This is a genomic window from Streptomyces sp. NPDC079141, from assembly GCF_040686775.1.
Taxonomy (GTDB): domain Bacteria; phylum Actinomycetota; class Actinomycetes; order Streptomycetales; family Streptomycetaceae; genus Streptomyces.
The window spans coordinates 41,381-53,985 of sequence record NZ_JBFBLP010000013.1; the positions used below are offsets into that span (position 1 = coordinate 41,381).

The following is a 12,605-nucleotide window of genomic DNA, read 5'->3' on the forward strand; positions in this document are numbered from 1 at the left end:
TCCCAGGAAGGGGAGGCTAGCAGGGGGGTGGGGCGTGAGCGAGGGGTGCGCCGGGCGGCGTACGGGGTGCGCTACGCCGCCGTAAGCGTCCGCGCGATCGACGTGATCGCCTCCGGGCCCACCCGGCAGCAGCCCCCGATGAGCCGCGCCCCGGCGTCCCGCCAGCCGCGGACTTCGTCGGCGGCGAAGCTGGAGCGGCCCCGCCAGGCGCGGGCCTCGGCGTCCCAGGCCTCACCGCTGTTCGGGTAGACGACCACCGGCTTGCCGGTGACACGGGCCGCGGTCTCGATCGCCCCTGCCACATCCTCGGGAGCGCAGCAGTTCACCCCGACCGCGATCACCTCGTCCACGCCGGCGGCCAGGCCGAACGCCTCCTCCAGCGGCTGACCGGCGCGCGTACGGTCGCCGGAGACCGAGTACGACAGCCAGGCCGGGACACCGAGTCCCCGCACCGCCCGCAGCAGTGCCGCGGCCTCGTCGGCGTCGGGCACCGTTTCCAGCGCCAGAACGTCGGGACCGGCCCCGGCCAGCACCTCCAGCCGGGGCCGGTGGAAACGCTCCAGCTCGGCCACGCTCAGTCCGTACCGGCCCCGGTACTCGGAGCCGTCGGCGAGCATCGCCCCGTACGGACCGACCGACGCCGCCACCCACAGCGGCCGCTCCGCCTTCGCCCGGCGCGCGGCCTCACGGGCCAGCTCCACGCTCAGGGCGAGCAGCCCGGCCGCCCCCTCACGGTCGATCCCGCGCTTCGCGAACCCCTCGAACGTGGCCTGGTAGCTGGCGGTGATGGCGACATCCGCTCCCGCCTCGAAATAGGCGAGATGAGCCTCGACGATCGCCTCGGGCCGCTCGGCAAGCAGCCGCGCCGACCACAGCTCGTCACTCAGATCGTGCCCGGCGGACTCCAGCTGGTTGGACATGCCGCCGTCGAGGACGACGGGACGGGTGGCGAGGGCTTCGGCGAGGGGGGTTGTGCTGGTCATGGGGTCGACGGTAGTCGAGGCGGGGCGGGGGCCCGGCATACGAGAGCTCCGCGCACTTTCCCCGTACGAAAGCACGGTGCGAGGATCGATCGCTGGACCCACACCTGACCGGGGGACGTAGTTGGACGTGCTGATCAGGCCTGCCAGGGCGACGGAAGCCGCGGCACTCAGCGACCTGGCACTGCGCTCCAAGGCGCATTGGGGCTATGACGCCGATTTCCTGGAAGCGTGCCGGGACGAGCTCACCGTCCACGCGAACGACGTCGTACGCCGACGCACCACGGTGGCCGACCGGGACGGTCACATCCTGGGCTTCACGAATCTCGTGGGAGACCCACCTGCGGGCGAGCTGGGCATGATGTTCGTCGATCCGCAGGCCATCGGCCAGGGGATCGGCCGCCTGCTGTTCGAGCACACCATCGCTGCCGGACGAGACCTGGGGTTCACCTGGCTCACGATCGACGCGGACCCGAATGCCGAACCCTTCTACCGCGCGATGGGCGCGGTACGCATAGGCAGCGTCCCGTCGGGCTCCATCGCCGGCAGAGTGCTGCCGCAAATGATCGTCACCATCCAGCCCTGAAGCGGCGCCGCTCGACGACCGTCCCGTCAGCCCGCCGAGTGTCGTCCTCCCCGGCGCCGGCCGGTGCCGCGGCCTCGTCTCACCGCCGGTACGACGAGGCCGATGAGCAGCCCGAGGGCGAGCACGTAGGGCCACCAACCCAGGCCGCTGCTACCGGTGTTCGCGGTGGGAGTGGCGGCGGCCGGGGCGCCGGACCTCGGCCGGTCGGTGGCGCTGGGGGAGGAGCTGGGGGCGGTGGCCGCGGTCAGGACGACGTCGTTGCCGTCGCCGCCGCGGTAGCTGATCCGGTACGTGGTGTCGGCCAGCTTCAGCTTCGTGCCCTGCTTGAGGCCGCGGAACGCGCCCTCGGTCCTGGCCCGACCCCGGTGGTCGAGGACGGTGATCCTCTTCGCGGACGGCCGCGAACCGGCGGCCGCGAGATCCAGGTCTCCGGCCAGCCGGACCGCGCCGCTCACCTTCAACGGCCGTCCCCCCAGCACCAGTTCACCCTTCGCGGTCTGCGTGTAGCCACCGGAGAGCGTCAGACCCCCCGCCACCACACCGTCGTTGGTCACGGACCCCCGCACCGTGCCCTTGCCGCTCAGCGTCGTCGCCACCCGAAGCCCCGAAGTGCCCGCGTCCAGGCGGGACTTGGCCGAGGTCAGCCGGACGGCCCTGCTTCGGGTGAGCGTCGCCCCGTCCCGCAGCGCGAGGGTGCCCTGCTCGACCGTCGTCGTACCGGTGTACGTCACCGCCGCGCCCGTCAGTGTCGTCGTCGCCGGGCCTGCCTGCACCAGCGATCCCGATCCGCCGACCTGGGACAGCGACACGGGCGTCGACCGGTTCTGCACGAACAGCGTGCCGTCGTTCACCACTTGGCGCCGGGCACCGCCCATCAGCAGCGAGCCGTCGCCCTGGCTCGACCCGAGCCGCAGCACCGCCCCCTTCTCCACGGTCGTGGAGCCGTCGTAGTACTGCTTCGCCGCGAAGGTCACGTCGTTCCCGGGCGTCCCGGCGATGACGACGTCCCCGGCGCCCGGCGCGGACAGCGTGTCGTGGAAGACGCCGCCGCCGATGGGGGCGCCGAGGGTGACGGGGCCGTTGTAGTCGAACGTCAGCCTTGAACGCTCGCGAGCCGCCAGCACGTTGATGTACACCGTCTCGGCCGTGCCCGGCATGAAGATCTTGTTCGTCGTCCCGTCGCCCCACTGCACGTTCGCGCCCTTGATGTTGGTGCCGCGCTTGTTGACGTTCTTGCGGGCGGGCGTCCAGTTCAGGGCGGGGTCGCTGAGCGAGGGGTCGGTGTCGCCGCCCTGGTCGGACCAGCTGTACTGGCCGGTGAGGACGACCTTGCTGCCGGGCCGCGACTGGATGTTGATGTCGCTGCCGTACTCCCGCTGGTAGAAGTCCATGCCCATGGTGACGGTCTGCCCGAGCGGGGTGTCGACGGTCCAGGTGCCCTGGTTGAGCACCTTGCGGACCTGAGGCAGGGAGGTGGCGTACTCGGGCCGCCCGGCGTTGACCTGAGTGCCGTTGTCGATGGTGCCGGAGAAGGAGTGGACGCCCGACAGATCCCAGGTGCCCCAGAGGAAACGCGGCTGCGTGATCAGACCACTGCCGCTGATGGTGCCGAGGTTGTAGGCGCTCTTCAGGGACAGCCGCAGGGTGCCGTCGACCCGGATGTTGTCCTGGTTGAGCCGGAACGCCGGGGTGTCGTAGGGGAAGTGGCCGATCAGCCCGGTCGTCCCGCCGTCGCCGTACTGAAGCGTCGCCCCCCGCTCGACGGTGACCGCGGGCGGGTCGGGGTTCGTCGTGGTGACGTACGGGTGGTTGCCGCCCTGCGTCGTCACCCGCTGCCGCTGCCGGGACTTCGGGAGCGTGAAGTCGCTGTCCCTGGTCAGCACCAGAGTCCCGGTGCCGCGCACGGTGAGCGTGCCCTCGCCGCGGAACACCCCGTCGTACGTCGTCGTCCCCGCGGGGACCGTGACGACCGTGTCGCCGGTGAGGGTCACGTCCCGGTCCGCGAGGACGGCGGCGGTGACGTCCCGGGGGCCGGCGGCCACGGCGGGGGGAGCGGTGATAGTCAGGGCGACCGCGGCGACGGCGGCTGCTGTCGTAAGGATGAGGCTGCGCACGTACTTGGAGACGCAAGCGGGCGGCGGCCGATAACAGAAATTCGGCGCGCCGCCCGTGCGGGACTCAGGAGCCGCGCGGGAACACCTCGAACGGTGTGCCGCCGGTCCACGTCAATAATGCGGCCGTCTTCGCGGAGGAACTCGTGGGCGCCGCGGAGCCTGGTCCGCAACCGCTCCTGCGTTGCGCGGCTGTCGAGGCGTACGTCGAGGGCCCCGGGCAGGCTGGTATCGGCTCGTCGCCCGGCCGGCAACTGCGCACCGTCAAGCCCTTGATGCCGGGCGATGAGCACGCCGAGGTCATAACGGCTCAGGGCATCCGGCCCAGCGAGGTGGAACACCCCGGCCGCCTCCGACAACGCGAGCTCCCACAAAGGCGGCGGCCAGGTCTTCGGCATGGACCGGGCAACGGATGTCGTCGGTGAACAGAACCCCGTCGCGGGTGCCGGCCACCAGGGCATGCACCGTGCGCTCGTGCCCGGACTGGCCGTGGCCGAGGATCAGCGAGGTACGGGCGACGACGGCACCGTTCACCAGCAGCCGTACCGCCGTCTCGGCGGCGGCTTTTGCGGCGCCGTACGGGGTGACCGGATCGGGCAGGCTGCTCTCGGCGTAGCGGACATGCGCGCCGGAGAACACCGCGTCGCTGGAGACATGGACCAGGCGGCAGCCTTGCTCGGCGGCAGCCAGCGCCACGCGGACCGCGCCGTCGGCGGTGACCGCCCAGTCGGACTGGCCGCTGGACGCGTTGACGACGACCGACGGGGCAATTTCGGCGATCAACCTGGCGACACACGCCGGATCCCGGACGTCGAGCTGATGCCAGGCGACCCCCGAGGCACTGCCGGGCCGGGAGGCGAACGTCGCGGCCGTGTCGTGCCCCGTCGCGGCGGCCTGGCGGACCAGTTCAGTTCCCAGAAAGCCACTGCCACCGATAATCAGGACTGCCATGGGCTGCCACGGTAGCGGAGGGGATCGGTGCTGGGTTGGCCTCGTGCGTCGGGGCCCGGCATCGCCTATCCCGGCCGAGGCAGAGCGACGGCCGTGCCATTCGCGTGCCAGATCGTGCGGGGAACCACGGGGGAGCGGCGGGGACTGGCAACGGGCGAGGTCATAGCCCGATCATCCGGACCTTGCTGCCGCACAGCCGGGTCATGTCATCGACATCCGACGTGAGGATGGCGACCGGGCCAGGCTGACGCAAGGCCGCTTCGGCGACGGTGGCGTCGATCGCGTACTTGTGTCCGTGCAGACCGGCGCCCTTGAGCAGTTGTGCCGCCGCCTTGGCCGCTGTCTCCGTGACCGGCTCCACCTTGACCCGGGAGAGAGCCCATTGCAGTCGGGGCAGGTTCACCCTGGCGTGACTCACCTCCACGATGGTGTTGGCGCTGACGACAAGGTCCGCTCCCATGCCGTGGAACACCTGGAACATCGCCAGAACCTTCCGGTCCTGCGCCATCCAGGCCGACAGCCCTTCGCTGTCCAGGACGACAGTCTCAATGTGCCCGCTCACGCGGCGCTCGCGCCGCCGGCGGCCTGCGTGGTACCGAAGATCCGCGCCCGCGCCTCGGCCAGCTCTTCCTCACTGAAGGCCCCGTGCTCGTCTGTGTGGCTGCGCAGGTCTGCCCCCAGAAGCTGGTGCCGGATCTGTCTGGCGACCGCTTCGGCCACGTAGCCGGAGATGTTGTCCGTGATCTTCTTCAGCTCCGCCACCTGCTCGGTGGGGAGTGTCACCGTGATGCGTGTGGTGTCAGCCATAGCGACAAGCATACTGCGGTATGCGCGCTACGTGCTCTCTGTTTCCCGCAGTCGGTCCAGTCAGCGGCAGTCGGGGCGACTGCCCGTTCGAGCAGGGGCTCGGCTGGACAGTTGTGCGACGCGCCGGTTCAGCGGGCCAGGTAGCGGTACGCCTCGATCCACTGCGAGCCCTCGGGGGCGGGTTCCGGCAGCGGCAGGTCCAGAATTCCGATGCCCTGTCGGACCGACCCCCGGGCGCAGCGTGCGACCACATGCCCGTCCTCGGCCGGATCGACACCGACCACGCTCACCTCGACGCCGAGAACAGTCGTAGTGAACGGCACGGCGAGGCCCTCCTCGATCATCGTGAAGAAGCCGGTGAGCTGCTCATCCTGGCCGTAGGCGTCGACGGTGGCCTCTTCGATCAACGCCTCCAGCGCGGCTGGGTCCCAGGTGCTCATGGCCTCACCGTAGCGCTGCACCGTACGGCTGAGGACCGGTGTGTTCAGCAGCGGCATATCCGCCGTGGCGCCATCGCCAGCAGTCAAGCCAAGGCCCGCGGTTGCCGGCGCGTGACGTTGCCTGGTGGGGTTCTGTAGTGAGCGGGCCAGGGGAGGGTCCGGCAAGCGACAGGGCGGAAGAGAGTGGCACGAGTCGTCGTACGAGAGCCGAGTACGGGCGCGAGGAGCGCACCGCCGCTCGCCCGGCAGGAAACATCCGCCTTCGGGAGGGAGCTGCTCGGCGCCGGCTGGGCGGCGGTGTTCCTGCCCGGTGAGCCCGCCCGCCTTGGGCGGCTGCTGCTGTGGAAGCCGCCCGGGGCAGCAGCCGGAGACCGTATGGCGCCCACCGGCCTTGAGACCGAGGTGGTGGAGCTGGTCCTGCCGCACAGCCGCTCGGTCAGGCGACGCAGGGTCGAGGGTTACGCGCTGCCTGTCGCCGTCGCTGTCTCCGCCCTGGCTGATGCGGAGCCGACGCATCCCTCCGGCGCCGCCTGGCAGGCCGCCACTCGCTTCGCGCTGCGGCTGCTCGCCGACGGCCGCCTCCACCCGGCCCTCACCCCCGCCGGTTACGACACCTGGCAGGTGGGTCCTTTTACCGCCGTCCAGCGCCAGACGCTGGACGCCCTGGCCGCCGCCTTCCCGCCGCACGCCCACTGTCTGCCCGAGCCAGGCCCTGCGCCCGTACGGATCACCGAACCGGGCGCGCTGGTACGCCAGTTCTGCGACGCGGTCGCCGATGATCTGGTCCGTACGCCGGCCGCGCCGCTCGCCATGGGAGCCCTGCCGTACGCCTGGCGCGAGGCCCGTGCCGTGCCCACCTTGCGTGAATGGGCCGAGGAAACCCAGGCGGCGCTCACCGCCGAGGTCGGTGTCTCCCTGCGCGTCGACGTACCCGAAGGACACCGACGGCAGTTCCGGGCCGTCCTGCAACTGCACACCGCGGCGGACCCGGCGCTCGTCGTCGAGGCCGCGCGGCTGTGGAGCGAGCCGGCCGAAGTGGAGCGGCTGCTCGGCCCGCGCGCCGAGACCGAGACCCTGCTCGCCCTGCGTCGCGGCGCCCGCGCCTGGCCCCCGCTGCGGAGGCTGCTCAACGATGCCGCTCCCGATCAGCTCCGGTTGACCGACGACGAAGCCTTCGAACTCCTCGGGGACGCCACGGACGCGCTGCGCGCGGCCGGTGTCGACGTGCACTGGCCGCGCGAACTGGTCAAGGCGCTCACCGCGACTGCGGAGATCGGGCAGCGCACCGCCCCCGGTTCCACCGCGGGCGGCCTGCTGGACACCGAGGCCCTCCTCGACTTCCGCTGGCAGGTCTCCCTTGGCGGCGAGCCGCTCACCGAGGCCGAGATGGATGCCCTCGCGGAGTCACGCCGTCCCCTCGTCCGGCTTCGCGACCAGTGGGTGGTCGCCGACCCGAAGCTGGTGGCCCGCGCCAGGCGCCGCCGGATGGAACCGCTCACCCCCATGGAGGCGTTGAACGCGGCGCTGACCGGTGAGGCCGAGCGAAGCGAGATGGGGGTCCCCCCGGCCGGAGGCTGGGGGAGGGACGGTGACCGGGTCCCCTGTGCGGCGGTCGGTGCGCTCGGCGACTTGGTCGCTCGTATCCGCGACCCCGAGTCCCGCACCCCCGTGCCCCAGCCCGCCGCCCTCAAGGCCACGTTGCGCGAGTACCAGAAGCGGGGCCTGGCCTGGCTGGCCGAGATGTGCGCACTCGGCCTCGGCGGCTGTCTCGCCGACGACATGGGCCTGGGCAAGACCATCACGTTGCTCGCTCTGCACCTGCACCGCCAGAGCGACCCCACCACCGCGGGCCCCACCCTTGTCGTCTGCCCGGCCTCCCTGCTCGGCAACTGGCAGCGCGAGGCCGCCAGGTTCGCACCGTCCACCCCCGTACGCCGTTACCACGGCGGTGACCGCCACCTGGGGGACCTGGCCGGCGACGAGATCGTCCTGGTCACCTACGGGGTGCTGCGCCGCGACCGCGAAGTGCTTGCCGAGACAGCCTGGTCGCTGGTGGCCGCCGACGAGGCCCAGCACGTCAAGAACCCCTACGCCGTCACCGCCCGCGAACTGCGCGCCCTGCCCGCCCGCGCCCGCGTCGCTCTCACCGGCACCCCCGTGGAGAACAACCTCTCCGAGCTGTGGGCCCTGCTCGACTGGACCACCCCCGGGTTGCTCGGCACCCTCACCGCCTTCCGTGACCGGCATGCCCGCGCCATCGAGGCGGGCGAGGATCCCGAGGCGGCCGAGCGCCTGTCCCGTCTCGTACGTCCTTTCCTGCTCCGCCGCAAGAAGTCCGACCCCGGCATCGCGCCCGAACTGCCGCCCAAGACCGAGACCGACCACGTCGTCCCGCTGACGGCCGAGCAGACCAGTCTGTACGAGGCACAGGTCCGCGAGACCATGGCGAAGATCGCGGAGTCGGAAGGCATCGCGCGGCGGGGTCTGGTGCTCAAGCTGCTCACCGCGCTGAAGCAGATCTGCAACCACCCCGCCCAGTATTTGAAAGAGCACAGCCTGCGCCAGTCCACCCCTCTGCGGGGCCGCTCCGGCAAGCTCGACCTGCTCGACGAACTTCTCGACACCATCACCGCCGAAGGCGAATCCGTGCTGGTCTTCACGCAGTACAAACAGATGGCGGCACTACTGGAGAGGCATCTCGCCGAGCGCGGCGTCCCCACTCTCTTCCTGCACGGCGGTACCCCCGTCGCGCGGCGCGAGGAGATGGTGGACCGCTTCCAGCGCGGTGAAGTGCCGGTGTTCCTGCTGTCGTTGAAGGCGGCGGGCACCGGACTCAATCTCACCCGCGCCGCTCACGTCGTGCACTACGACCGCTGGTGGAACCCGGCTGTCGAGGAACAGGCCACCGACCGCGCCTACCGCATCGGCCAGGACAAACCCGTCCAGGTACACAAGCTCCTCGCGGAGGGAACTGTGGAGGACAAGGTAGCGAAGCTGCTCGAAGCCAAGCGCGCCCTCGCCGACGCCGTGGTCGGCTCCGGCGAGGCAGCCCTCACCGAACTGTCCGACGCCGACCTCGCCGAACTCGTCGCCCTGGGAAGGCAGTCATGAGCCCCGCCGTCCCTGGCCCGCGCCGTGCGCCCGCCCGCGGTAAGCGAGCCTTCACCGCGACATGGTGGGGCCAGGCATGGGTGGCCGCCCTGGAGGGCTCCACCCTGGACGCCGGACGGCTCTCGCGCGGACGCACCTACGCCCGCCAGGGCATGGTCGGGCCGGTCACCATCGCCCCGGGCCAGGTCAAAGCCGCTGTCCAGGGCAGCCGCCCGCGCCCGTACCGCTCCTCGGTCCACCTGCCCGTCCTCACCGACGCCCAGTGGGACACCCTGCTCGACACGATCGCGGCCCGCGCCGGGCATCTCGCGGCACTTCTCGACGGCGAGATGCCCGGCGAACTCGTGGACGACGCCCGGCACGCGGGCGTCCCGCTGCTCCCACTGCCCACCGAGCTCGATCCGGAGTGCTCCTGCCCCGACTGGGGATATCCCTGCAAGCACGCTGCCGCGCTCTGCTACGCCGTCGCCGCCACCATCGACGCCGACCCATTCGTGCTCTTCGCGCTGCGCGGCCGCGGTCCCGAGGAGGTCTTCGCCCGACTGCGCGCACTCCGTACGGCAGCACAGGAGACTGCCGCCCCACCGGCACCGGCCGGCATCCCGGCTGCCGCCGCGTACGCCCGCTGGGCCGAAGAGCCCCCCGAACTGCCCGAACTTCCGGAGCCCGCCGTCCACACCACAGCCCTGCCCGTCCCCCCGCCACCCGGCACCGGCCTGGCCGCCGCGGACCTGGAACGCCTCATGGCCGACGCCACCGCGCGCGCCGCCCGGCTCCTCGCGGGCGACACCGCCGACCTGCACCTGACCCAGCACCAGGACGCCGTGCGCATCGCCGCGAGCAACCCCGGACCCGAGTGGTTCCACCACCTGATCCAGAACACCGGCGCCAAACCCACTGTCTTCGCGCGCCTCACCCGCGCCTGGCGCCACGGCGGCCCCACGGGCATCGCCGTCGCCGAACAGCCCCACACCCCCGACCCGACGGTGATGAAGGCCACCCGCACCGCCCTGGACGCGGCCCTCGCCGAGATGACCGACTCCCCCGCACACCTCAGAACCTGGCGCAACCGCCTCACCCTCACCCACCACGGCATCCAGCTGCGTCTGGGCCCCGACGCCCGCTGGTACCCCTACCTCCAGGACGACGACGGCGAATGGTGGCCCGCGGCACCAGCCGACACCGACCCGGTCACCGCGCTCACCGCGGCCTGGTCGCAGAATGGGGAGTAAGGGAGGCGATTCCCCGCTGACCAGGAACCACGAGCAGAAGCTGGACACACTCACGCTGCTCCACTTCCGTGATTGCAGTTCTGGTTGCATTCACCGGCGTACAGCACCGTGCAAAACCCCCGCCGGGACCAGCTGCACCGCAGGTCAGGACGTTGCCGTACGCCCCAGAACCCCCAGACGAACATTTGGAAAGCGTGCGTCATCGAGCCCGGCTCCGACGTGAGGCGTTGTCAGAGGCTGGTGACATCGTGCCGACATGGACACACTCGGCCGGCGTACGTCGTATTGCGACGGGGGAGCCGGGAGACGGAGTCCCGAGTGGAGCTGTGATGCGGTACAGCTGCAGAGCCCTATGACCACGGTGAGTTGATTCAGCGCGGCCACGGATCAGGTGAGGGTAGGAGTCCAAGCGGGCGGCGGCCGATAACAGAAATTCGGCGCGCCGCCCGTGCGGGACTCAGGAGCCGCGCGGGAACACCTCGAACGGTGTGTCGCCGGTCCACTGGAACTCGCCCGCGGGCAGGCAGTTCTGCTCGGGGTCCGTGCCGAGGCCGTCGCAGTGGTCCTCGCTCAGGCGCAGGAAGGTGACGACGGTGTGCTCGCCGAGGCTTCGCGGGGGGAGGGAGGGGGAGGCCGGGATGGAGAACGGCCGGCCGCTCGGCTCGGTGAAGCCGGTCCGCAGGACCTCCCGGCCGAAGACGAAGGTCCGCTCCTGGGGCGTTCCGCGGTCCACGACGTAGCGTGCGCCCTCGAACTTCGCGTTGAAGTCCTCGATCGGGGCCTCCTCGCGCGGCTCGTACCCGTCCGGGTACACGGCGTCCTCCGGTCCGCTCGCCGTCGCCCAGCTTGGGCCGACCCGGGACCAGCGCTCACCGGCCAGCGCCTCACGGCAGGGCGGCGGGCCGATGACCCGCTCCCGGATGCCGAGGAGCTCGTTGATGTTGATCTCCTCGTACACGCAGTTGTGGTCCGGCGAGGGCTGCGCCTGGGCGGTGCCGGCGCCGGCCAGGGTCGTCGCCAGCGCGGCGGACACCGCGGCCGCCAGGAACCGGGCTCGTCTCATGGGGGGCTCACCTTTCGGTGCGGGGGTCGGACAGTGGTTCCAGCCGACCACGTCCACCGGGCCCCGGCTTCTTTCAGCTGACCGATCGAGTGAGGGCCCGACAGTAACCGCTTGCTTTTGCTCCGTCCGACCCGTTGACCTCCCCGCGGCGCGCCCGTAGCTTTCAGCCGTTCGTAATGACAGATGTCGTTCGTTATCTCGAACAGATCCCCCTGAGAGGCAGTACGCATGAGCCGCGATCACGATCTGCCCCAAGTCCCCAGCCGCCGACTGCTGCTGAAGGGCGCCGCGGCCGCCGGCGCCCTCGCCGCCGTTCCGGCCCTCCCCGGCGTCGCCCACGCCGCCGCACCAGCCGCACCGTCCCCTAAGGCAGCCCCGTACGTGAACCCGCTCGTCCCCAACCGCGCCGACCCGCACATCCACCGTCACTCCGACGGCTTCTACTACTTCACGGCCACCGCGCCGGAGTACGACCGCATCATCCTGCGCCGCTCGCGCACCCTCGCCGGACTCACCACCGCCGCCGAGTCGGTCATCTGGCGCAAGCACGCGACCGGCAACATGGGTGCGCACATCTGGGCGCCGGAGATCCACCGCATCGGCGGCAAGTGGTACATCTACTTCGCCGCGGCGCCCGCCGAGAGCGTGTGGGACATCCGGATCTGGGTGCTGGAGAACGCCAACCCCAATCCGTTCCAGGGCACTTGGGTGGAGCGCGGGCAGCTGAAGACGCAGTGGGAGACCTTCTCCCTGGACGCCACCACCTTCACCCACCGCGGCACCCGCTATCTCTCCTGGGCCCAGCACGAGCCCGGCATGGCCAACAACACCGCGCTGTGGCTGTCGAAGATGGCCGACCCGTGGACACTGACGGGGCCTCAGGTGCGGCTCTCCACACCGGAGTACGACTGGGAGTGCATCGGCTACAAGGTCAACGAGGGCCCGTCGGTCATCGCCCGCAACGGGCGGCTGTTCATGTCGTACTCGGCCAGCGCCACCGACTTCAACTACTGCATGGGCCTGCTCACCGTCGACGCGGACGCCGACCTGATGAACCCCGCCAACTGGTCCAAGTCCCCGACGCCGGTGTTCACCAGCAATGACACGACCCAGCAGTACGGCCCCGGCCACAACTCCTTCACGGTCGCCGAGGACGGCCGCACCGACGTCCTCGTCTACCACGCCCGCCAGTACAAGGAGATCGTCGGCGACCCGCTGAACGACCCTAACCGGCACACCCGTGTCCAGCCCCTCGGCTGGAACCCCGACGGCACCCCGGACTTCGGCATACCCGTGGCCGACACGGCGAAGGAGAGTGCGTGAC

Annotated in this window: 10 protein-coding genes and 1 pseudogene; 4 read left to right on the forward strand and 7 right to left on the reverse strand. The window is 71.0% G+C overall.

The window, feature by feature from the left end; all coding sequences use genetic code 11:
* Positions 1-71 precede the first annotated feature (71 nt).
* Complete coding sequence (gene mmuM, locus AB0Q90_RS29445; RefSeq protein WP_363158647.1) at positions 72-983, reverse strand: homocysteine S-methyltransferase; 912 nt, start codon at positions 981-983, stop codon at positions 72-74.
* A 121-nt stretch (positions 984-1,104) separates the two neighbouring features.
* Between mmuM and AB0Q90_RS29450 the strand changes: the two genes are divergently transcribed.
* The gene (locus AB0Q90_RS29450) at positions 1,105-1,566 is read left to right on the forward strand and encodes a GNAT family N-acetyltransferase (RefSeq protein ID WP_363158646.1); all 462 of its coding nucleotides are present in this window, start codon (positions 1,105-1,107) and stop codon (positions 1,564-1,566) included.
* Positions 1,567-1,592: 26 nt separating this feature from the next.
* Here the strand turns inward: AB0Q90_RS29450 and AB0Q90_RS29455 are convergent, their stop codons facing one another.
* From AB0Q90_RS29455 to AB0Q90_RS29475, 5 genes and pseudogenes are all read right to left on the reverse strand, one after another.
* Positions 1,593-3,680 carry an autotransporter-associated beta strand repeat-containing protein gene (locus tag AB0Q90_RS29455; RefSeq protein ID WP_363158645.1) on the reverse strand — a complete coding sequence of 696 codons (2,088 nt, stop codon included), beginning with the start codon at positions 3,678-3,680 and terminating at the stop codon, positions 1,593-1,595.
* Positions 3,681-3,814: 134 nt separating this feature from the next.
* Positions 3,815-4,628, reverse strand: a pseudogene (locus AB0Q90_RS29460) (sugar nucleotide-binding protein); the annotation flags it as partial.
* A gap of 160 nt (positions 4,629-4,788) precedes the next feature.
* Entirely contained in the window at positions 4,789-5,190 is a 402-nt protein-coding gene (locus tag AB0Q90_RS29465) for a DNA-binding protein (protein WP_363158644.1), read from the reverse strand.
* Positions 5,187-5,435 (reverse strand): hypothetical protein, encoded by a 249-nt coding sequence (locus AB0Q90_RS29470; RefSeq protein ID WP_037678403.1) that lies wholly within the window; start codon positions 5,433-5,435, stop codon positions 5,187-5,189. The genes AB0Q90_RS29465 and AB0Q90_RS29470 overlap by 4 nt, the downstream gene beginning before the upstream one ends.
* Positions 5,436-5,563: 128 nt before the next feature.
* Positions 5,564-5,875, reverse strand: a complete 312-nt coding sequence (locus AB0Q90_RS29475; protein WP_363158643.1) for a hypothetical protein — start codon at positions 5,873-5,875, stop codon at positions 5,564-5,566.
* A gap of 273 nt (positions 5,876-6,148) precedes the next feature.
* On the opposite strand from AB0Q90_RS29475, the gene AB0Q90_RS29480 reads away from it, so the two are divergent.
* Both AB0Q90_RS29480 and AB0Q90_RS29485 read left to right on the forward strand, forming a co-directional pair.
* Positions 6,149-8,986: a DEAD/DEAH box helicase gene (locus AB0Q90_RS29480; protein WP_363158702.1), complete on the forward strand. Its 2,838-nt coding sequence runs from the start codon at positions 6,149-6,151 to the stop codon at positions 8,984-8,986.
* Complete coding sequence (locus AB0Q90_RS29485) at positions 8,983-10,218, forward strand: SWIM zinc finger family protein (RefSeq protein WP_363158642.1); 1,236 nt, start codon at positions 8,983-8,985, stop codon at positions 10,216-10,218. The genes AB0Q90_RS29480 and AB0Q90_RS29485 overlap by 4 nt, the downstream gene beginning before the upstream one ends.
* Positions 10,219-10,675: 457 nt before the next feature.
* Here AB0Q90_RS29485 and AB0Q90_RS29490 read toward each other — a convergent pair whose 3' ends face one another.
* A complete protein-coding gene (locus AB0Q90_RS29490; RefSeq protein ID WP_363158641.1) occupies positions 10,676-11,281 on the reverse strand; it encodes a hypothetical protein in 606 nt (201 codons plus the stop codon).
* Between the two features lie 228 nt (positions 11,282-11,509).
* Between AB0Q90_RS29490 and AB0Q90_RS29495 the strand changes: the two genes are divergently transcribed.
* Positions 11,510-12,604, forward strand: a complete 1,095-nt coding sequence (locus AB0Q90_RS29495) for a glycoside hydrolase family 43 protein (protein ID WP_363158640.1) — start codon at positions 11,510-11,512, stop codon at positions 12,602-12,604.
* The last annotated feature ends 1 nt before the right edge of the window (position 12,605 follow it).

Bases quoted from the DNA above. Each gene is read 5' to 3' on its own strand.
- mmuM (WP_363158647.1), bottom strand. From the start codon at position 983: ATGACCAGCACAACCCCCCTCGCCGAAGCCCTCGCCACCCGTCCCGTC.
- AB0Q90_RS29470 (WP_037678403.1), bottom strand. From the start codon at position 5,435: ATGGCTGACACCACACGCATCACGGTGACACTCCCCACCGAGCAGGTG.
- AB0Q90_RS29475 (WP_363158643.1), bottom strand. From the start codon at position 5,875: ATGAGCACCTGGGACCCAGCCGCGCTGGAGGCGTTGATCGAAGAGGCC.
- AB0Q90_RS29485 (WP_363158642.1), top strand. From the start codon at position 8,983: ATGAGCCCCGCCGTCCCTGGCCCGCGCCGTGCGCCCGCCCGCGGTAAG.
- AB0Q90_RS29490 (WP_363158641.1), bottom strand. From the start codon at position 11,281: ATGAGACGAGCCCGGTTCCTGGCGGCCGCGGTGTCCGCCGCGCTGGCG.
- AB0Q90_RS29495 (WP_363158640.1), top strand. From the start codon at position 11,510: ATGAGCCGCGATCACGATCTGCCCCAAGTCCCCAGCCGCCGACTGCTG.